Genomic DNA, 19,527 nt, shown 5'->3' on the forward strand with positions numbered 1-19,527 from the left:
GGGGGGGGGGGGGGGGGGGGGGGGGGGGGGGGGGGGGGGGGGGGGGGGGGGCCGGCCCGGGCCCCCGCCCCGGGCCCCCGCCGGCCTCAGCCGATGACGGCGGTCTCGCGCCAGAGGTCGAGCAGCGACCGGTCCCCGGAACGGGCCACGCGCCCGGCATCGGCGGGCAGCCGGTTCCAGAGCAGCAGGTAGAGGTCACGGGCCGGGCCGGTGAGCGTCAGGTCGGCGGCCGGGGCGTCGTCGGCGAGTTCGACGGTCAGCGGTTCCCGGCTGACGGTCAGCAGCCAGGAGCCCGGCCCTTCGCCCCCGTCGCCGTCGGTCGCACGGACCAGTACCGTCCTGGGCCGGTCGCTCCGCACCCGACCGCGGCTGAGCGTCATGAACCCGCGCAGCAGCTCGTCGATCCCGTCCCGCGCGAGGGCCGGGCCGACCGCCGGGCCCTCGGTCCCGGCCGCGGCGTCCGCGTCGAAGCGGTGCACGGCGGTCTCGTGCGCCTGGCGGCGGGCCCAGAAGGCCAGCGGGCCGGTCGTCGGCAGGACGGTCCAGCAGTCCAGGTCGGCCGGGGCGGCGGCGAGCGTCGTCACCAGGGCGGAGTGGCCGGCCCGGAACCAGTCGACCAGCTCGGCGTCGTCCGGCTCCGGGCCCCAGGCGGCGCGTTCGCCGTCGGCGTCCATCCGGCTCCGGTGCCCGTCGCGGACGGTCGCCGTCGCCCAGCGGTGCACCTGGCCGGTGTGCAGCAGCAGATCGCGCAGCCGCCAGTCCGGACAGGTGGGGACGGGCGCGGAGAGGTCGGTGCCGGCGGCGGCGTCCGCGAGCAGGGTGCCCTCGCGGTGCAGCGCTTCGAGGTGTTCGGTGATCTCCATGGTCGGGGAGTCTCGCAGTACTGGCGGCTTTCGGACACGGCCGCCGGGACGGTCGGCCGGATTGGGCGGTCCGTCGGCGGCTTCCGGTGGGTGCCGGTGGGTGCCGGGGGACCGCGACCGGGCCGCACGGGTGCACCCTCGCGGCCGTCCTGCGGTGGCCGTGTGACCTTGGCCGCCTCGACGCCGGGGGCGTCGTACGGACCGGTAACGTGAGCGCATGCCGATCACGCGTTCCCTGTACACCGCGGCCCGGGCCGTCGGCCGGCGAGCCGCGGGCCGCGCCGTCCACCGGGGCTGGCAGTGGGTCCAGCGGGCCGGCGCGGTGTCCACCGAGAGCCCCGGGCCGTACCGGTTCGGCGAGCTGGGCGCCGGGACCAAGCTGACGTTCCCGCTCGGGGCCGTGTTCAACGAGCAGTGGATCACCATCGGCCCGTTCTCGATCATCGGTGAGCGGGTCACGATCAGTGCCGGCTTCCTGCCGGGGCTCGACCTCGGACCCGAGCCGATCGTCCGGATCGGCGGCGGCTGCGTGATCGGCCGGGACAGCCACATCGTCGGCCACGAGTCGATCGTGCTCGGCGACGACGTCTGGACCGGTCCGGGCGTCTACATATCCGACCAGGCGCACGAGTACCGGTCCACCGACCTGCCGATCGGCAAGCAGTGGCCGCGCAACGAGCCGGTCGAGATCGGTTCGGGCAGCTGGATCGGCACCGGCGCGGTGATCCTCCCCGGTGCCCGGTTGGGCCGCAACGTCGTCGTCGCGGCCGGCTCGGTGGTGCGGGGTGAGGTGCCGGACCACACGGTGGTGGCGGGTGCCCCGGCGAAGGTCGTCCGCCGCTGGACGGAGGCGGAGGGGTGGGAACCGCCGTTCCGCAGCGAGCCTCCCCGACCGCTGCCCGACGACGTGACCGCCGCGCAGCTGCGGGCGCTGGCGGGGTGGGACCTGCGGCTGCCCGGTGAGTCGGAGGGCTGAGACCGGGGGTGGGGGAAGGCGGCGGCCGGGAGCCGTGTCAGGTCGGTTCCTGGGCAGGCTCCGAGCGGCCTGAGTGATCCGAGCGACGAAGGAGGCCCGGAGGGGCCTGGCGGCCCTGGCGGCCCTGGTGGTCCTTGGGGTCCTTCGGGTCCGGGACGCTCGGGAGGTCGCCGCGGCCCGGTGGGCCGGTCGGAACGGCGCGGTGGCCGGTGTCGCGTTCCGCGTCGCGGGCGGCGATGGCGGCGGTGATGCGCGGCAGGTGGGCGGGCCGGGCCGGGTCCAGGCCGGTGAGGACGGCGATCCTGCGCAGCCGGTAGTCGACGGTGTTCGGGTGCAGATGGAGCACCTGTGCGGTGTGACGGCGGTTCAGGCCGCCGGACAGGTGGACGCGCAGGGTGGCGAGCAGTTCCCCGCCGTCCTCCAGCGGTGCGAGCAGCGCGGCGAGTCGGCCGCGGGCGTGGCTGGGCCGGCAGAGCTGGTACTCCAGCAGGAGGTCGTCCAGCCGGTGCAGCCCGGGCGGTCGGCCGACGGTCCGGGCCACCTGGAGCACCTCGTCGGCGAGTGCCGCCGCCGCAGGCACCCCGTCAGGCCCGGCGGCCGACCCGCCGGCCCGGACGGTGACGCCCGCCGCGCGTGCGGTGCGGTCCACCGTGTCGGCGAGCCGCTGCCAGACGGCCTCCGGTACGGCGTTCGGCGCTTGCTCCAACGGGACCAGGACCACCCCGCCGGTGACCGAGAGCGCCGACAGCGCCGACTGCCGGGTGGCGTGGTCGAGTTCGGTGCGCAGCCGGCGCAGTTTGCGGTGGCCGGCCACGGCCCGGTCGACGTCGGGAGACCGCTCGTCCGGATGGTCGGCGACGGCCAGGCAGAGCACGGCGTACGCGGACGGGAGGCGGAGGCCGGCGCGTCTCGCGGCCTCCACGGCGGGCGCGCCGTCCAGCAGTGCGGTGAGCAGGGCGTGCCGGGCGGTCTGCCGTTCGTCGGGGCCGGTGCGCCGCTCGTCCAGGTAGCCCGCCCCGGCCGCGGCGGTGGCCTGGCGGAGCTGGTCGAGCAGCAGCCGGTTGAGGACCAGCAGGTCGGCCGCGTCGCCGTCGCGGGCGTGCCGGGCGACCAGTTCCCAGCAGACCTCCAGGCCGAGGTGGTGGGCGAGCAGGACGGCGTCGAGCGGTACCCCCTCCTCGGCCCGCCGCGCCGCGGCCTCCCGGACGGCGGCGAACTCCGTTGCGGGGGCGGGAAGTCCGGTCCGGACGGCCTGGGCGAGCGCGCGGATCCGGCGCTCGGTGACCTGGACCAGTTCGCCGGTGACCTGCTCGCGGGGCAGCCGGCGGTAGGCCGGCACCCGGTCGAGCAGCGCGGCGACGACGGTCTCGACCAACTCCGGAACGGCGCCGAGCAGGCGCTGGTCGGCGGGGACGCCGCCGATCGCGGGGATCCGCCAATCGGTGGTGCGGGCGGGTGAATTGTGACCGGTCACAGGGATCACCGTCCAGGTCTGGGGGACACCCAAGGGCCAGGTCGGAGGGGCGACCGCATGATGGAGCCACTCGGGTTACCTGTTGGTAACAAACTTCCGCCGTGGAGGCAACAGTTGAGAACCCCACTTCTCCGCTTCGCCGCAAGACCGGTACACCGCAGGATCCTCGGTCCACTCGGCTCGGCCCTGCTGGCGGGCGTGCTGCTCGCCGGCGGGACGGCCGGGGCGGCTCGGGCGGCGGACGCGACCCCCACCGCGCCCGCCGCCGTCGCCTCCGCCGACCTCGCCCCGGCCGGTGAACTCCCGCCGGACGGCGACCCGGTGGCCTCGCCGCCCGGTGCCAACGACTGGAACTGCCGGCCGGGCGCGGCGCACCCGAACCCGGTCGTCCTGGTGCACGGCACCTTCGCGAACCGGTACGAGAACTGGCTCGCACTCTCGCCCCTGCTGAAGAGCAAGGGGTACTGCGTCTTCGCCCTCGACTACGGGTTGATCCCCGGCGTCACCTCGTCCGGCAGCGGGCTGCTGCTGCCGATCGGCGGACTCGGCCCGGTCGCGGAGTCGGCGGCCCAGCTCGGCCGCTTCGTCGACCTGGTGCGCGGTGCCACCGGCGCGGCGAAGGTCGACGTCGTGGGCCACTCGCAGGGCGGCATGCTGCCGAACTACTACCTGAAGTTCCTCGGGGGCGCGGCGAAGGTCGACAAGGTGATCGGGCTGGCGCCCTCCAACCACGGGACGACGCTCTCCGGGATCGCCAACCTGGCCCCGTACCTCCCCCGGGTCGCCGAGCTGATCTACACCGTCTGCGCCGCCTGCCGGGACCAGGTGGTGGGCTCGGACTTCAACCGGACCATGGCCTCGAAGCCGGACACCGTGCCGGGTGTCCGCTACACCGTGATCGCGACCGTGTACGACGAGGTCGTCACGCCGTACCGGACCCAGTTCCTGACCGGGCCGAACGTGAACAACGTGGTTCTGCAGGACCGTTGCCCGGTCTCCCCGGCCGAGCACGTGGCGATCGCCTTCTCGCCGACGGCGCTGCACCTGGTGACCAACGCCCTCGATCCGGGGCGCGCCACACCGGTGATCTGCGGCTGAGGCCCACGGAGGAGCGGTGGCCGGCGCGGTGGCCACCGACGCTGCGCAGGACGTCGGACCGGCCGACTTCCTGCGCAGCGGTGTGTCCGGGCTAGGCGGCGGACGGCCCGGCGGTGCGGAAGGTGACCACGGCGGTCACGCCCTCGGGTCGCAGGTCGTACGGACCGGCGGGTCCGAGGAGCGCGGCGTCGTAGCGGGTGAGGAGGGTGGAGCCGGCGGTCGCGGTGCCGGACAGGCAGACCAGCAGGACGGTGGCGCCGGCCGGGACGTCCACCGTGCGGGGCGCGTCCGCGAGCAGCAGGTCGGCGGTGACCCGGCCGCGCCGGGTCATCACGTTGAAGTCGACCAGCGGGCCGCCGAGCAGCCGGCAGTCGGTGGCCGCGTCGCCGGAGAAGGCGAACGGACGGAACGGGGCGTCGACGACGTGCTCGGCGCCGTCGACGGTCAGGGCCATGCCCTCGCCCTCGACGAGGGTGATCACCCGGTCGATGCCCGGGAAGGCGGAGAACGGACCGGCCGACGCGACGTCGGCGAGGCTGACCCGCCACCCGAACTCGTCCAGCCCGGAGCCTGCGGGGTGCCCGGCGACCTCCCTGGTCACCCCGCCGCCGTTCCGCCACGCCGTGGCGGGGCGCTCGGTGGCGTGCAGGAGCTGGACCGGTCCGTTGCTGCTCGTCATGGCGCGATCCTCGCACGGTGGGGGAGGGGCGGGACCCCGGGGGCGGTCCGCCGGGAGGCGGGCCCGGGCGCCGTCGGCCGCGGTGTCCACGCCGTCGTCGGCTCCGGGCCGGGCCGGGTGCGGGCGGGGGCGTGCGGGCGGGGGTGACGGGGCGGGCGGGTCAGCGGCGGCGGGCGGTGAGGGGGAGGACGGCCGCGACGGTGGCGGCGACCGCGACGCTGGTCAGGGCGACCGGGAGGCTGGTCGCGTCGGCCAGGAACCCGATGACGGGCGGGCCGACGAGCATGCCGCCGTAGCCGAGGGTGGACGCGAACGCCACCCCCTTCGGGCCGCCCTCGGCGCCGGCCCGGGCGATGGCGAGCGGGAATATGTTGGCCAGGCCGAGCCCGACCAGGACGAAGCCGGCTAGGGCGAGCGGCGCCGCCGGGGCGAGTGCGGCCAGCAGCATCCCGGCCGCCGCCGTGAGCCCGCCGAGGAACATCAGCCGGGTCTGGCCGAGCCGGACGGAGAGCCAGGTGCCGCCGACCCGGCCGGTCGTCATGGCGAGTGCGTAGGCCGCGTAGCCGGCTGCGGCCAGTCCGGCGCTCGCGTGGACGTCGTCGGTGAGGTGGAGGGTGGTCCAGTCGGCGACGGCGCCCTCGCCGTACGCGGTGCAGAGCGCGGTGAGGCCGAGCAGGAGGATGAGCAGCCGGGCGTGCGTCGGGTTGCCGTCGTTCCCGGCCCCGCTCCCGGTGCCGGTGCCGGTGCCGGTGCCGGTGGGAACGGTGAGGGGAGCTGCGGCGACGGGCGGCGCCGTGCGTGCGGCCGGGCTGCGGAGCAGCGCGACACCCGCGACCGCGGTGACGACCAGGCCCAGCAGACCACCGAGCGCGAGCGACCAGCCGGCGGTGATCGAACCGGCGAGCAGGCCGCCGGCGCCCGCGCCGAGCAGGCCGCCGAGGCTGTACCCGGCGTGGAAGCTGGGCATGACGGGGCGGCGGAGTTCGGCGACGATCTCGACGGCGGCGCTGTTCATGGCCACGTTGGCACCGCCGTAGCCGGCACCGAAGAGCAGCAGGACGCCGCCGAGCGTGGCCACCGAGTGGGTGTGGGCGGGCAGCGGGACGGCCAGGGCGAGCAGGGCGAGCGAGGCGACGGTGACCGGGCGCGAGCCGTAGCGCAGGCAGAGCCGCCCGACGATCGGCATGGTGGCGACGGCCCCGGCGGACACGCAGAGCAGGGCGAGTCCGAGGGCGCTGTGGGAGGCGTTGACCTGGCTGCGGACGTCCGGAATGCGGACGACCCAGGCGGCGAAGAGGAACCCGTCGACCGCGAAGAAGGCGGTGAGCGCGATCCGGGCGGTGCTCCAGAGGGCGCGGGCGGAGGGGTCGGCGGCGGCGGGGTCGTGGCCGGAGCTGTGGGGTTCGGACGCTTTGCTGCGAGACTGGACGGACGGCCGGTCGGCGGGGGCGGGGGGACGGATTTTGTTTCGGAGCGGCACAAAGTAACAATAGGCGCGTGCAGCTCACACCTTCAAGTCCCAAGCCCGGCTCCGGGGCCGACTCCGACGCGCAGCGCGACGCCCACCGCCGCGCGGCCCCCGACCGTGGACGGACGCTGCTCGGCCCGGCGCTCTCGCTCATCCACACCGGTCAGACCCCGACCCGCTCGGCGCTCACCCGCGCGCTGGACGTCACCCGGGCCACGGCCGGAGCCGTCACCGCCGAACTGGAGTCGCTCGGCCTGATCACGGTCGACTCCCGCCCGGCCGGCGGAGGACGGGGGCGCCCCTCGCACCGGCTCGCCATCGATCCCGCGGGCCCGGTGGTGGTCGCCGGACAGATCCACGCGGACGGGCTGAGCGTCACGCTGGCCGGACTCGGCGGGCTGCTCGACCCGCCGGTCCACCTCCCGCTGCCCGCCGCCACCGACCCGGTCCGGCTGCTGCGCGCGGTCGCCCAGGCGGGCGCCGAACTCGCCCGCGAGACCGACCGGCGCTGCCTCGGTGCCGCGCTCGCGCTGCCCAATCCGGTCACCGAACCGGACGGCACCGCGCTCGCCGCCCTGCACTTCGCCTGGCCCAGCGGCACCCCGGTCGCCGACCTGTACGACGTCGAGGTGGGCCGTGCCGACCACGGCCCGCGCGCGCTCGATCCGCTGCCCACCGCGATCGCCAACGACGCGAACCTCGCCGCCCTCGCCGAGTACCGGCACGGCGCCGGGCGGGGGGCCCGGCACCTGCTGCTGGTCACCTCCGGCCACCGGGGCGTCGGTGGCGCACTGGTCATCGACGGCCGGCTGCACACCGGCAGCGCCGGCCTCGCCTTGGAGGTCGGCCACCTCACCGTCGACCCGCAGGGGCGCCCCTGCCAGTGCGGCAACCGGGGCTGCCTCAACTCGGAGACCGACCCGGACGCGCTCTTCGCCGCCGCCGGGCTCACCCCCGACCGCGACCGCCCGCCGCTCGACCAGGCGCGCGAACTCTGCCGGCGCGCCGCCGACGACGAGCGCGCGCGGGCGGCCGTCGAGCACGTCATCGACCGGCTCGGTCTCGGGCTGGCCGGCGTCGCCAACATCCTCAACCCCGACCGGGTGGTGCTCAGCGGGCTCCACCGCGACCTCCTGGAGGCCGCGCCCGAGCGGCTGCGCGCGGTCGTCGCCGAGCGCAGCCTCTGGGGGCGCAGCGGGCGGGTGCCGATCGTCGGCGCCGAGCTCGCGCACAGCGCGCTGGCGGGGGCGGCCGAGCTGGGGTGGCTGCCGTACCTGGCGGACCCGCAGTCGGTGGTCCCGGGCTGAACGGGCTGAACGGGCAGGGCCGGGTGGTCCGGACGGGTCGGAACGGGAGGGCGGGACAGGCCGGGTCGGCCGGGCCGAACGGGCCGGGCCCGTTCGGCGTGGGGCGGGTGGGGCGCCCGGGGCGATAAGCGGAAGCTGGGGCTTCACATACGGTCACTTATCGTGACTCTCGTACACTCGTAGTGAGCATTCGAGGGGGACTTCGAAGGACTCGATCCACCCGCACGAGGAGAGTGGCCATGGGTACCCAGCCGATCGTCGAACCGGATCGCGCACCGAAGGCGGAGCCGGTCGTCGGGCCGGTCGTCGAGCCGACCGTCGACGTCGACCGTTCCGACGCGGAGTACCGGTCGTGGCTCAAGGAGGCGGTGCGCAAGGTCCAGGCGGACGCCAACCGCTCCGCCGACACCCACCTCCTCCGCTTCCCGCTCCCCGCCGAGTGGGGGATCGACCTCTACCTCAAGGACGAGTCCACCCACCCCACCGGCTCGCTCAAGCACCGGCTGGCCCGCTCGCTCTTCCTCTACGGGCTCTGCAACGGGTGGATCCGCCCCGGCAAGCCGGTGATCGAGGCCTCCAGCGGTTCCACCGCCGTCTCCGAGGCGTACTTCGCGCAGCTCGTCGGGGTGCCCTTCGTCGCGGTGATGGCCAAGTCCACCAGCCAGGCCAAGATCGACCTGATCGAGTTCCACGGCGGGGAGTGTCACCTGGTCGACCGCTCGGACGAGGTCTACGAGGCCTCCGCGCGGCTCGCCGAGGAGACCGGCGGCCACTACATGGACCAGTTCACCTACGCCGAGCGGGCCACCGACTGGCGCGGCAACAACAACATCGCCGAGTCGATCTTCGCCCAGCTGCGGCTGGAACCGCACCCCGAACCGGCCTGGATCGTCGCCACCGCCGGTACCGGCGGCACGTCGGCGACCATCGCCCGGTACGTCCACTACATGCAGTTCGACACCAGGATCTGCGTGGCCGACCCGGAGAACTCCTGCTTCTTCGACGGCTGGGTCCGACACGATCCGGACGCGGTCTGCGGAAGCGGCTCGCGGATCGAGGGGATAGGGCGCCCCCGGATGGAGCCGAGCTTCGTGCCCGGGGCGATCGACCGGATGATGAAGGTCCCGGACGCCGCCTCGATCGCCGCCGTGCGGGTGCTGGACGGCGTGCTCGGCCGGAAGGCGGGCGCGTCCACCGGGACCGGGCTGTGGAGCGCGCTGAGGATCGTCGCCGAGATGCGGGCGGCGGGGGAGCGCGGCAGCGTGGTCACCCTGATCTGCGACCCGGGCGACCGCTACCTCGACAAGTACTACGCGGACGAGTGGCTTGCCGGCGAGCGCATCGACATCGCCCCGCACCGGGCCGCGTTGGAGTCGTTCCTGGCCGGCGGCGCCTGGACGGGCTGAGGGCCGCGCCCCGGGCCGGGCCGCGCGCCCTGGATCAGACGGTGCGCCGGTGATCAGGCGGTGCGCCGGCGCTCGGTGAGGAACAGCGCGCCGGTCAGCGCGAACGTGCCGAGCGGCACCGGCTGACCATCCGGACCGCACGCGCCCTCGTCGAGGCCGAGGGCTGGGAGGCGGTGACGGTCAGCCGGCCCCGCGCAGGGAGGCCGTCGCGGCCCTGGCCGGCCCGGTCACGGAGGTCGCCGGCGCCCGGGACCCGGAGACCTTCACCGAAGTGGTCCGGACCGTCCTGACCGCCCGTCCGTCACCGCCCGTCCGTCACCGCCCGTCCGTCACCGCCCGTCCGTCACCGCCCGGCCGTGGGCAGGTCGTCGGGGACGAGAAGCTGGAGTTCCTCCGTCGACGGGTCGGCGAGCTGCGCGACGCGCATGGCGTGGCGCTCGACCATGGTCTCGAAGACCTGACGGGCGGTGCGGCCGTTGCCGAAGTTGGGGCCGCGTTCGATGGCCGCGAAGTGGTCGAGGAGGGCGCTCGCGGTGTCCTCCGTGAGGGCGTACTCGTGCTCGGCGCACTGGGCGCGGGCGATCTGGAGCAGCTCGTCCGCCGAGTAGTCGGGGAAGCTGACGGTCCGTGAGAAGCGGGACGAGACGCCGGGGTTGGCGGAGAGGAAGCGTTCCATCTCGCTCGTGTAGCCGGCCACGATGACCACCACTTCGTCCCGGTGGTCCTCCATCAGCTTCACCAGGGTGTCGATCGCCTCCCGGCCGAAGTCGCGGGCGCCGTCCTCGGGGGCCAGCGCGTAGGCCTCGTCGATGAAGAGGACTCCGCCGCGGGCCCGGTCGAAGGCGGCGGCGGTGCGGATCGCGGTGGAGCCGATGTGTTCGCCGACCAGGTCGACCCGGGCCACCTCGACCAGGTGACCGCGCTGCAGCACGCCGAGCGAGGCCAGGATCTCGCCGTAGAGCCGGGCCACCGTGGTCTTGCCGGTGCCGGGGGCTCCGGTGAAGGCGAGGTGGCGGCGGAGCGACGGCGCCTTCAGCCCGGCCTGCTGCCGTCTCCGGCCGACCGAGATCAGGTCGATCAGCGTCCGCACCTCCTGCTTGACCGTCGCCAGGCCCACCAGGCCGTCGAGTTCGGCGAGCGCCTCGTCGGCGGGGCGGCAGTCGGGGATCGGGCCGATCGCCGAGGAGGCCGGCAGGGCGGACGCCAACGGTACTGCGGCGGCCGTCAGTTGGGCGCTCCGCGGGGCCGGTACGTCGAGGGCCGTCGTGGGCGCCGCGACCACGTCGTCCGAGGTGCAGCCGTCCACCACCGGTCCCGGTTCGGAGAACTCGAAGCCGGCGCGTTCGTTCTGCTCGGCCCGGCACCTGGTCAGCACGGTGCGGCAGCCGTCGATGATGTGGAAGCCGAACCCCTTGCCGTGCGACACCCGGCAGTCCTCGAAGGTGCCCCGGCCCTGGGCCGAGACGTAGACGCCGGCGTCCGAGCCGGCCCGGACGGTGCAGTCGCGCAGCACCGGGTCGGCGCCCTTGGTGACGATCACGCCGGTCGCCACGTCGGAGATCTCGCAGCCGGTCATCAGACCCCCGCTGCCGTGGTCGCGGAACCAGAGCCCGGTGCCCGCCTCCTGGACCCGGCAGCCGGTGAGGTTGACCGTCGCACCGCCGCTGACCGAGACCGCCGAGCTGCGGATCCGGCTGAAGGAGCAGCCCTCGGCGACGGCGGCGGAGTCGCGGTCCAGCACGAAGAGCGCGTCCGGCAGGTCGTGCAGCGCGCAGTCGGTGAGCGTGAGCCGGGCACCGTCGCTCACCCAGAGGGCCGGGTACTCGCCGGTCGAACCGTGGATCTTGCACGACTCGGCGGTCGCCTCGGTGCCCTGGTCCCAGACCGAGAGCGCCCCGCGCCCGAAGTCGCGCACGGTGGAGTGCACGAGGCTCAGCCGGGCCCGGCCGCGCAGGTCGGCGCCGTTCTCGGGCAGGGTGTGCACCCGGCAGCCGGTCAGCACCAGCTCGGCCTCGCCGTCCAGGGTGAGCCCGTTGCCGGTGACCCGGTGGATGTCGCAGTCGACCAGCCGCCCGCCCGCCTGCGCCTCGGCCTGGACGCCGCTGCCCCGGATCTCGTAGATCTCGCAGCCGGTCAGCTCGGCCGCGCTGCCCGGGTCGGAGAGCAGGACGCCGGCGCCGGAGGCGTGGTGCACCCGGCACCGCTCCAGGGCGGCGGTGGCGCCGCCGAGCACGGCCAGCCCGGCCTGGCCCGCGGCGGACACCTCGCAGTCCTCGAAGGCGGCCGCGGTCCCCTCGCCGCGCAGCCGGAGGCCGAGCCCGGCCGGGTTGGCCACCACGCAGCTCTTCAGGGTCGGTCGGGCGCCCCCGGTGACCTCCACCCCGGCCGCCGACCGGGTCTCCACCCGGCAGCCGGTGAACGAGGGCGTGGCTGCCGGCCCGGTCACCAGCACCGCCGGGACGGAGCTGTCGCTGCCCTCGATCACCAGGTCGCGGACGGTCGCCGCAGCGGTGACGGTCAGCGGCACCCCGCCCGGCGGGTCGATCCGGACGGTGCCGGCGCCCTGGGCGGGGACGATCGTGACCGGCTTGTCCAGCACCACGTTCTCCCGGAACGTGCCCGGTCGCACGGTCACGGTGTCGCCCGGCTCGGCGGCGGCCAGGGCCTCCGCGAGCGTGTCGTACTCGCCGGCGCGGCGCCGCCAGCGGGATGCGCTGTCCTGAGTGACCCGGACCCTGTGCTCAGCCATGACGGTCTGTCGTCCCACCTTCATCGAGCCGGCGATCTACGGACCGGACGCGCGCGGATGCGACTCACCTTCGTGCGACGCAGACGGGAGCGGTGCACGCGGGTGTGCGGCCGTCCGCCCACCGTAGCGCGCCCGGGCGGATGCTCCCGCCCGCCCGCCGCCGCACGGCCCGGGGACCGTCGCGGGTTCACCACATGCTTCAACGAGCGCGCACACTTGCGGTTCCGGGACGCGGGTACGGGTGTCGGCCCGCCCGGCCGGGCGGGCGGCGCGGGTGCCGTGCGCCGCGAAGGGGAGTCGGCGCCGACGCCCGCGGCGGAGGGGGCGCGGGGGTCAGACCCGCTGGTCGGCCGGCCAGTGCGCGCCGTCCTCCAGCACCTCGACCTCGTCGCCGAGCCGGAGCGTACCGAGTACGTCGCCCGCCACGCCGGCCGGTCGCTCGGGGATCAGGTTCTGCCCGAACGCGGCCTTCTTCAGCAGCCGGTGGTGCCGGGCCAGGGTGCGCAGCGGCTCGGGGCCGCGCCGGTCGCCGCTCTCCTGGTCGGTGGTGGTGATCACGCACCGCCCGCACGGCTTGACCACCCGGAAGGTCAGCGCGCCGATCCGGATCCGGCGCCAGCCGTCCTCGGCCCACGGCTCGCCGCCGGAGACGATCACGTTGGGGCGGAACCGCTCCATCGGCAGTTCCTCGTGGCCCTCCGGGTGCTCGGCGGCGATCAGCGCGTTGAGCTCGGCCAGCGAGGTGGTGGTGGTGAGCAGCAGCGGGAAGCCGTCGGCCATCGAGACGGTGTCGCCGGGCGCGGAGAACGTCGGGTCGACCGGCCGGACCCGGGGGTCGTCCAGGTGCACCAGCCGGTAGTCGCCCACGTGCTCGGCGATCCACAGCTGGGCCTCCTTGGCGGCCTCGGCGGCGCGGAACCGGGTGCCCCAGACCTCCACGTCGGCGAGCGGGTCCCCGTCCGCGACGGCGGGGGCGGGGATCTCGGCGCGGCTGCCGCCGGCGACGGTCAGGACGAGCGTGCCGTCGGCGAGGAGCCCGGTGCGGACCTGGCCGAGAGCGGCGTCCTCGCGCTGGCTGACGAACCGGCCGGTGGCGTCGGTGAGCATCCAGCGCCGGTCGCCGGACAGGCCCCACGGTTCGACCCGGGCGCTGTCCGGGCTCAGTCGGTACATCGACTTGACGGGGTAGACGTGGAGTCCGGTGAGCTGCATTCCCCCATCCTGCCAGCACGGCCCGGGGCGGCGGCGGCCCCGTCGGGGGCTCGCCCGCGGCACTCCGAGCGGCTCCTCGGCCGGGCGGCCCCGCGCCGCCGGGCGACCTCTGCCCGGCGTCTCGCCGACGCCCGGTCCGGCCCGGTCCGGCCCGCGCCCGGTCTGCACCCGATCGGCGGGGGATCCGGCGCGCGGACTCCCGGGCGCGCGGGTCCGCGAACGCGCACGGACCGCCCGGTACGCCGGTGGGGCGGCGTTCCGGGCGGTCCGTGGATGACCCGTTTCTCCGTACGCCCGACGCCTTGGCCACGCCGGGTGGTGCTCAGGTGGTGCGGGTGCGGGCCGGGTGGGGTCCGGCCCGGGTGAGCTCAGCGGCTCCGGATGGGTTCAGTAGCCCTGCCCCTGCTGCTGGTAGCCGCCCTGCTGGAACTGGGCGGGCTCCCCGTAGGGGGCCGGGCGCTGCGGCTGCATCGGACGGACCGGTGCGACCGGGGTGACGGCCGGGCGGAGCTGCGCGCCGCCGAAGGACTGGTCGCCGTTGCCGTTGAAACCGGACCCGTTGAAGCCCTGGCCGGTGTAGCCCTGGCCGCCCGGAGTCGGTCCGCCGCCGAAGCCCTGCGGGCCGCCGAAGGACGGCGCCCCGCCCTGCGGCTGGCCGGCCTGGTGCTGCGGGCCGCCGGGGCCGCCGGCCGGCTGCGCACCGAAGGTCTGCTGGCCGTGGCCGCCGACGAAGGTGTTCTGGCCGCCGAAGCTCTGGCCGCCGGACGGCTGGTACCCACCGGTGGTCGCCTGGGAGAAGCCGGGTGCGGGAGCCTGCGGCCGCTGGCCGGGCAGGTACGGCTGGGGGCCGCCGTAACCGGGGACGGGCGGCTGGGGCGCGGCGGCGTACGCGGGCGCCGACTGCGCCGGGATGTACGTGGTCGCGGGGCCGCTGGCGGGTGCGCTGCTCGGGCCGGGGCCCAGGGCGAGGCGGGCCGGCGGCAGCGCGGGGAGGTTGCTGCCGGGGCTGTCGTACCCGGTGCCGTACCGGTTCTCGTAGGAAGGGGCGGTGAGGCCGGATCCGTAACCGGACGAGAGGGCCGGCGGCAGGGCGGCCGGCACGTTGATGGGCGCGATCTGCGGGACACCGCGCTCTGCGACGAGGCTGTCGTAGATGGGCGTGCCGGAGGAGAAGGACGGAGGGGGGTAGCCGACTCCGTCGTAGGAGCGGGGCGAGGTCATGGGGCATACGGTAAGCCCACAATGAGCCTGCTGAGGAGAGCGGGAGGCCGAGCAGTTCGAGTGTTTACACAAGCTTCGCCCGAACAAAAGTTTCGAAAGTGTGAAGAACGGACATTCTGGCGGCCGGTTTCGGCCACTCCCGGGAAAGCGTGCGGGGTCGAACGGTGGCCGGACGGTGTCGCCGAAGGGCCGTGCGGTGACCGGCCGGTAGCCGGGTCGGGACCGGTCGAAGAAAGTTCTGCGGGCAGGTTGTGCGCCGGCGCTTTCGAGCCCCCGCCGACGGCGCGACGGGGGCTCGTGAATGTTTCGGGGATAAAGTCCCGGTGAGCCCTCCCGGGAGCCCGGCGAGGCCTCCCGGGGCCGACCCGTCACCGGCCCCGTGGCCGAATCCGCCACCGGCCCCGGACACCGGCCCCGATGCCGGGGTCGGTGCTGGTCAGCGAGGTTGCGCCGGCTCCGGGACCAGCCCACGGGACCGGTCTCCGGGACCGGCTACGGCGCCGCCTGGGGGGCGGGCTGGTGCGCGGACTGGTGGACCGCCTGGGCGGGGAAGCCCGGCCGGCCGGCCACCTCGGAGGTGCAGAAGGAACAGCGCACCGCCGCCACCGGGATCCTGCTCAGGCACTCGGGGCAGTCCGCCTTGGGTGCCGGCGCCGCCTTGTCCCCGTCGAGCCGCGCCTGCAGGCGGCCGACCGGCACCACCACGACGAAGTAGATCACCGCCGCGACCAGTACGAAGCCGATCGCCGCGTTGACGAAGACGCCGTACGGGAACCGGGTGCCGGCCACGTCGAAGGTCTTCTGGGTGAAGTCGCCGACGGCGCCGGTCGCGACCCCGATCAACGGGGTGAGGAACGCCGTGACGAACCCGGTGACCACGGCCGTGAAGGCCGCGCCGATCACGATGCCGACCGCGAGGTCGACGACGTTTCCGCGCAGCAGGAAGCTGCGGAATCCCTTGAGCACCGGGTACTCCAAATCCGTACGGGAGAGGGTGAGATGGGACCGCGGGCCCCGGCCGGACATCCTGCCGACCGGGTGGCCCCGCGGTCCAGCCGCGTTCACCCGATGTGCGTAACCGGCCGCGGCCGGGTCAGGCTGCGCGCAGGCGCTCCGCGTACGGCTGGATCCGGGCCACGGCCTCGGCGACCCGGCGGACGGTGGGCGCGTCCATCTGGGACCACAGCGGTACGGTCAGCACCGAGTCGGCGAGCCGGTCGGTGAGCGGCAGCGCGTCGGCCTGGCCGAGGTGGGCGTAGGCGCGCTGGCGCTGGACCGGCGGGTGGAAGTAGCGGCGCGAGTCGATGCCCTCGGCCCGCAGCACGTCGGCGAGCCGGCGGGCGGTGAGGCCGAACTCGGCGGAGTCCAGGATGAGCGTGAGGTCCTTGAAGGTGGAGATGTCGCCGTCCTCCGGCAGGGCCAGCCGCAGCCCGGGCAGGCCGGCCGTCACGGCGGCGAACTCGCCCACCAGTGTGCCCCGGTGGGCCACCCGATCGGGCAGTCCGGCCAGCCAGTTGAGGCCGACGGCGGCGTGCAGCTCGCTCATCCGGGCGTTGAGGCCGGGGAACAGGGTGTCGTAGTCGCCCGGGTTGCCGTAGTCGCGGGCGGTGCGCAGCCGCCGGGCGAGGCCGGCGTCGTGGGTGGCGACCAGGCCGCCCTCGCCGGCCACCGCGACCTTGGTCGGGCTCATCGAGAACACCTCGGCGTAGCCGAAGTTGCCGATCGGCACGCCCTTGCGGCGGCTGCCGAAGCCGTGCGCCGAGTCGTACACCAGCGGGACCCCGGCGGCGTCGGCGACCTCCTGGAGCCGTTCGACCTGGCAGGGAGTGCCGTAGACGTGGGTCGCCATCAGCGCGGCCGGGCGGTCGGCGGCGGCCAGCCGGGCGGCGGCGTCCTCCGGGTCGAGGGTGATGTCCGACTCGCGGGCCTCGGCGAACACCGGGGTGCCGCCGGCCCAGTGGGCGGCGTGCGCGGTGGCGGAGAAGGTGAAGCCCGGCATGACCACGGGTCGGCCGCCGTCGACCCCGGCGGCCTGCAGCACCAGCATCAGGCCGGCGGTGCAGTTGGAGACCGCCACCACGTGCGGGACCTCCAGCAATCCGGCGGCGGTCTCCTCCAGTTCGGCGACGGTCCGGCCGTTGGTGAGCTGCCCGCTGTCCAGCACGGTGCCGAGCCGTTCCAGCAGCGCGGCGCGGTCGGGGACCTGGACCCGGGTGAGCGGCAGCCCGGCCGGGAAGGCGGGGGTGCCGCCGAGGGCGGCGGGCAGGGCAAGGGTGTCAGTGGTCATGGTGCGGGTGATCCCCCCTGGGACGGTGACTGCCCGGCGACGGCGACTGCTGCCGTCCGGACCGCTCGAACGGTTCGAACGGTGGGTGCGGTTCGTGCGGTCCGGCCGGTCCGGTGAGCGAGGCCGGTCCGGTGAGTGGGGCGGGCGGCGGCGTCGGCGGAGCGGACGTCCGCCGGGTGCCCCACTGGCCCGGCGCGACCCGCCACACCGGTGGCGGCCGGCGCTTCCTCACGGCCCCGCGCGTCGGCGCGGCGGCCGGGACGACCAGCAGGGCCAGCGCCATCGGCAGCACCTGGACGCGCTCCCGGGACAGGATGCCCATGTTGTTGATGGTCGAGAAGGCCCAGCAGAACAGCAGCGTGTACACGACGGCGAACGCCACGTACGAGCGCTGCACGAACAGCCGCGGGATCCGGCTCAGCCGCGGCCAGGCCCGGACGAACATGACCAGCAGGGCGAAGCACTCGACCGACTGGACCAGGTTCTGGATGTTGGACGCCTCGAACGGGAAGGGCCGGAACAGCACGCTGACCACGGCGACCGGCAGCCCCGCGGGGTTGAGACCGAACTCGGGCGAGGCGTCCTCGGGCGCGCTCGCGTTGATCATCGAGTTGCCCTGGCTGGTGCGCCGGGACGTCTCCGAGAGCACCTGGTTGACGGCGTCGCCGCCGGTGCCGTCGGTACCGAAGAAGGTGGAGACCTGCTGCAGCATCAGGACCGCCATCGCGCCCAGCACCACGGCGGTCAGGATGGTCCGCAACGGCCCCAGCGCGGTCACCTGGCGCGGTCGCCGGCGCAGCACGTACGCGACCATCAGCCCGGCTCCGGCGAGGGCCGTGACGTGTGGGCGGACCATCGCGGTGCCCAGCGAGCCGAGCACGATGCAGGCGAGGGCGCCGAACCGGCGGTCCAGCAGGCGCGCGGTGCCGTACGTGGTGAGGCCCAGGCAGAACATCATCCAGGCGTCCTTGCCGATGCTCGACGGCCAGAACAGCAGGGAGGGCAGGAAGAACACGAGCTTCGCGTACCTGCGGGTGTCCGCCTCGGGGAAGGCGATCTGCAGGGCCCGCCAGAACAGCAGCAGGCCCCAGAACCCGATCCAGGAGAAGACCAGGAAGCCGCCGATCAGCGACGGCCCGGTGATCGCGTAGACCACGCCGGTGACGATGATGATGAAGCCGGTGCCGGCCACCTTCATGCCCAGGTCGTAGTGGACGCCGGTGAGCAGGTCGGCCTGGTCGAGGTAGGCGGCGAGCTCGATGCCCTCCTGGTGGTACATCTTGGCGTCGGCGGCGCCGCCGTACAGCACGAAGGCCATCAGATAGCGGGGGAAGGCGCAGAGCAGCTTGGCGGTCATGGCCAGGAGCAGCAGCCGGAAGATGTTCCGTTCGGGATTGGCGGAGGCGACCCGGGCCAGGAGCGGCGTGCCGACGGCCATCAGCGCCGGCAGGACCAGCAGCGCGCCCCAGGTGTCGTACGAGGTGTGCGCCGAGGCCAGGACGAAGACCGTGACGTAGCCGGTGACCAGGGCTGCCGCGAGGGCGGACGGCCAGGGGACGCGGGTCAGGGCCGCTCGCGGGAGCCCGGGCCGGGGCCGGCCGCCCCGGGCGGGTGGTCGGGCGGCGCCGTGCGGGGAGGCCCTGGGCGGCGCGGACGTCCCTGACGCCCCCGGCGGACCGGGCATCAGAACACCTCCAGGTCACCGAGACCGAACCGCCAGTCCGCCAGCGTGAGCGGGGTGGGTCCGGTCGGGGTGCGGGCGGCCAGGGTCATACCGGTCCGGGGGGCGTGCAGGTAGCCGGCCCGCAGTGCGGCGCCGGCGGCTTCGGTGCCGGGGGAGAGGTGGGTGGCGACGTGGTCGCAGCCGGACTCGCGGGCGGCGGCGCGCAGCAGCCGGGCGGCGCTGTCCCGGTCACCGGGGCGGACCACCACGTCGGAGAGGGTGAACTCGGCCAGCGGTCCGCGCCGTCGGGGGCGGCCGAAGGCCAGCCCGGTGAGCTCGGCGCCGCGGTGGCAGGTGAGGACCCGGTAGTCCAGGCCGGGGGCCTCGCCGTAGCGCCAGCGCAGGAACTCCGGGGTGCGTCGGACGGCCAGGCGGTGGTCGGCGGCGTCGGCGGCGGCCCGTTCGCGGAGCAGTTCGGCCACGGGACCCGCCGCCCCGCCGCCCGCGGGGTCGGCGAACCAGTCGGCCGCGGTGGGCAGTCGGCAGGTCGGGCCGACGGGTCGGTCCGCCGCCCGACCGGCCGGGCGGCGGACCAGCGCAGCGCGTGCGCCGCGGGCGAAGGCGGCCGGCCGGACGGCCCGAACCGCGATCGGCACCCGGCCCAGCTCCTGCCAGCCCATCGTGCGGTAGCCGGGGAGGCTGTTGCCGTTGGGTGTGTTGAAGACCAGCTCGGTCTCGTCGGCGACCTGGTCGAGCAGGTCCGTGGTGAGCCGGCGGAAGATGCCCCGGCCCTGGAAGTCCGGGTGGGTGGCGGTGTCCACCGGGCGGACCGCGGCCACAGTGCGGCCGTCCCCCCGGTGCCACTGCCAGCGCAGGAAGAGCCGGACGCCGACGATCCGCCCGTCGGCGGTCTCGGCGAGCAGCCCGGGGCTCGCGCCGAACGGGTTGCGCCGGTGCTTCCAGGTGAAGAACTCCGCGGTGCGGGTGCCGGTCGGACCGCCCGCGAGGGACGCGGTCAGCAGGTCGAGCACGGCGGGGAGGTCGGACTCGGCGAGCGGGCGGAAGGCCGGCTCGGCGCGGGCGGGCAGGGCGCTCACGTCCGGACTCGCTCTCCCATCGGTGGT

General features: G+C 75.2%; 15 protein-coding genes. 4 read left to right on the forward strand and 11 right to left on the reverse strand.

What is annotated here, in order from left to right:
* Positions 1–86: 86 nt before the first annotated feature.
* Positions 87–863 (reverse strand): maleylpyruvate isomerase family mycothiol-dependent enzyme, encoded by a 777-nt coding sequence (locus ACFWIC_RS19855; RefSeq protein WP_329949299.1) that lies wholly within the window; start codon positions 861–863, stop codon positions 87–89.
* 217 nt (positions 864–1,080) lie between these two features.
* Here ACFWIC_RS19855 and ACFWIC_RS19860 point away from each other — a divergent pair, with 217 nt between their 5' ends.
* A complete protein-coding gene (locus ACFWIC_RS19860) occupies positions 1,081–1,839 on the forward strand; it encodes a DapH/DapD/GlmU-related protein (RefSeq protein ID WP_329885268.1) in 759 nt (252 codons plus the stop codon).
* 37 nt (positions 1,840–1,876) lie between these two features.
* Here ACFWIC_RS19860 and ACFWIC_RS19865 read toward each other — a convergent pair whose 3' ends face one another.
* Positions 1,877–3,313: a PucR family transcriptional regulator gene (locus ACFWIC_RS19865; RefSeq protein WP_380519586.1), complete on the reverse strand. Its 1,437-nt coding sequence runs from the start codon at positions 3,311–3,313 to the stop codon at positions 1,877–1,879.
* A gap of 114 nt (positions 3,314–3,427) precedes the next feature.
* Here ACFWIC_RS19865 and ACFWIC_RS19870 point away from each other — a divergent pair, with 114 nt between their 5' ends.
* Positions 3,428–4,411: an esterase/lipase family protein gene (locus tag ACFWIC_RS19870; RefSeq protein ID WP_380519587.1), complete on the forward strand. Its 984-nt coding sequence runs from the start codon at positions 3,428–3,430 to the stop codon at positions 4,409–4,411.
* A 91-nt stretch (positions 4,412–4,502) separates the two neighbouring features.
* Here the strand turns inward: ACFWIC_RS19870 and ACFWIC_RS19875 are convergent, their stop codons facing one another.
* Both ACFWIC_RS19875 and ACFWIC_RS19880 read right to left on the reverse strand, forming a co-directional pair.
* Positions 4,503–5,090, reverse strand: a complete 588-nt coding sequence (locus tag ACFWIC_RS19875) for a HutD family protein (RefSeq protein ID WP_380519588.1) — start codon at positions 5,088–5,090, stop codon at positions 4,503–4,505.
* Between the two features lie 160 nt (positions 5,091–5,250).
* Positions 5,251–6,570 carry an MFS transporter gene (locus ACFWIC_RS19880; protein ID WP_380519589.1) on the reverse strand — a complete coding sequence of 440 codons (1,320 nt, stop codon included), beginning with the start codon at positions 6,568–6,570 and terminating at the stop codon, positions 5,251–5,253.
* A 116-nt stretch (positions 6,571–6,686) separates the two neighbouring features.
* Here ACFWIC_RS19880 and ACFWIC_RS19885 point away from each other — a divergent pair, with 116 nt between their 5' ends.
* Both ACFWIC_RS19885 and ACFWIC_RS19890 read left to right on the forward strand, forming a co-directional pair.
* A complete protein-coding gene (locus ACFWIC_RS19885; RefSeq protein WP_329885285.1) occupies positions 6,687–7,865 on the forward strand; it encodes an ROK family protein in 1,179 nt (392 codons plus the stop codon).
* Positions 7,866–8,104: 239 nt separating this feature from the next.
* Complete coding sequence (locus tag ACFWIC_RS19890; RefSeq protein WP_355405869.1) at positions 8,105–9,271, forward strand: PLP-dependent cysteine synthase family protein; 1,167 nt, start codon at positions 8,105–8,107, stop codon at positions 9,269–9,271.
* 343 nt (positions 9,272–9,614) lie between these two features.
* Here the strand turns inward: ACFWIC_RS19890 and ACFWIC_RS19895 are convergent, their stop codons facing one another.
* The 7 genes from ACFWIC_RS19895 to ACFWIC_RS19925 all read right to left on the reverse strand — a co-directional run bounded on the left by ACFWIC_RS19895 (position 9,615) and on the right by ACFWIC_RS19925 (position 19,500).
* Complete coding sequence (locus ACFWIC_RS19895; protein ID WP_329949295.1) at positions 9,615–12,020, reverse strand: right-handed parallel beta-helix repeat-containing protein; 2,406 nt, start codon at positions 12,018–12,020, stop codon at positions 9,615–9,617.
* 333 nt (positions 12,021–12,353) lie between these two features.
* Positions 12,354–13,232: an MOSC domain-containing protein gene (locus tag ACFWIC_RS19900; protein ID WP_380519590.1), complete on the reverse strand. Its 879-nt coding sequence runs from the start codon at positions 13,230–13,232 to the stop codon at positions 12,354–12,356.
* 387 nt (positions 13,233–13,619) lie between these two features.
* Positions 13,620–14,453: a DUF6643 family protein gene (locus ACFWIC_RS19905; protein ID WP_380519591.1), complete on the reverse strand. Its 834-nt coding sequence runs from the start codon at positions 14,451–14,453 to the stop codon at positions 13,620–13,622.
* Between the two features lie 492 nt (positions 14,454–14,945).
* Entirely contained in the window at positions 14,946–15,419 is a 474-nt protein-coding gene (gene mscL, locus ACFWIC_RS19910) for a large conductance mechanosensitive channel protein MscL (RefSeq protein WP_380519592.1), read from the reverse strand.
* Between the two features lie 127 nt (positions 15,420–15,546).
* On the reverse strand, positions 15,547–16,740 hold the full coding sequence (locus ACFWIC_RS19915; protein ID WP_380519593.1) for a DegT/DnrJ/EryC1/StrS family aminotransferase: 1,194 nt from the start codon (positions 16,738–16,740) through the stop codon (positions 15,547–15,549).
* The gene (locus ACFWIC_RS19920; protein WP_380519594.1) at positions 16,730–18,424 is read right to left on the reverse strand and encodes a hypothetical protein; all 1,695 of its coding nucleotides are present in this window, start codon (positions 18,422–18,424) and stop codon (positions 16,730–16,732) included. Before ACFWIC_RS19920 ends, ACFWIC_RS19915 begins: the two co-directional genes overlap by 11 nt.
* Positions 18,424–19,500 (reverse strand): GNAT family N-acetyltransferase, encoded by a 1,077-nt coding sequence (locus ACFWIC_RS19925; protein ID WP_380361657.1) that lies wholly within the window; start codon positions 19,498–19,500, stop codon positions 18,424–18,426. Before ACFWIC_RS19925 ends, ACFWIC_RS19920 begins: the two co-directional genes overlap by 1 nt.
* Positions 19,501–19,527: the final 27 nt, after the last annotated feature.

Origin of the sequence: Kitasatospora sp. NPDC127035, from assembly GCF_042726075.1 — a bacterium.
GTDB lineage: Bacteria > Actinomycetota > Actinomycetes > Streptomycetales > Streptomycetaceae > Kitasatospora.

Excerpts from the sequence above, each read along its gene's own strand:
- ACFWIC_RS19905 (WP_380519591.1), bottom strand. The coding sequence starts at position 14,453 with ATGACCTCGCCCCGCTCCTACGACGGAGTCGGCTACCCCCCTCCGTCC.
- ACFWIC_RS19915 (WP_380519593.1), bottom strand. The coding sequence starts at position 16,740 with ATGACCACTGACACCCTTGCCCTGCCCGCCGCCCTCGGCGGCACCCCC.
- ACFWIC_RS19860 (WP_329885268.1), top strand. The coding sequence starts at position 1,081 with ATGCCGATCACGCGTTCCCTGTACACCGCGGCCCGGGCCGTCGGCCGG.
- ACFWIC_RS19890 (WP_355405869.1), top strand. The coding sequence starts at position 8,105 with ATGGGTACCCAGCCGATCGTCGAACCGGATCGCGCACCGAAGGCGGAG.
- ACFWIC_RS19920 (WP_380519594.1), bottom strand. The coding sequence starts at position 18,424 with ATGCCCGGTCCGCCGGGGGCGTCAGGGACGTCCGCGCCGCCCAGGGCC.
- ACFWIC_RS19900 (WP_380519590.1), bottom strand. The coding sequence starts at position 13,232 with ATGCAGCTCACCGGACTCCACGTCTACCCCGTCAAGTCGATGTACCGA.
- ACFWIC_RS19895 (WP_329949295.1), bottom strand. The coding sequence starts at position 12,020 with ATGGCTGAGCACAGGGTCCGGGTCACTCAGGACAGCGCATCCCGCTGG.
- ACFWIC_RS19855 (WP_329949299.1), bottom strand. The coding sequence starts at position 863 with ATGGAGATCACCGAACACCTCGAAGCGCTGCACCGCGAGGGCACCCTG.
- ACFWIC_RS19875 (WP_380519588.1), bottom strand. The coding sequence starts at position 5,090 with ATGACGAGCAGCAACGGACCGGTCCAGCTCCTGCACGCCACCGAGCGC.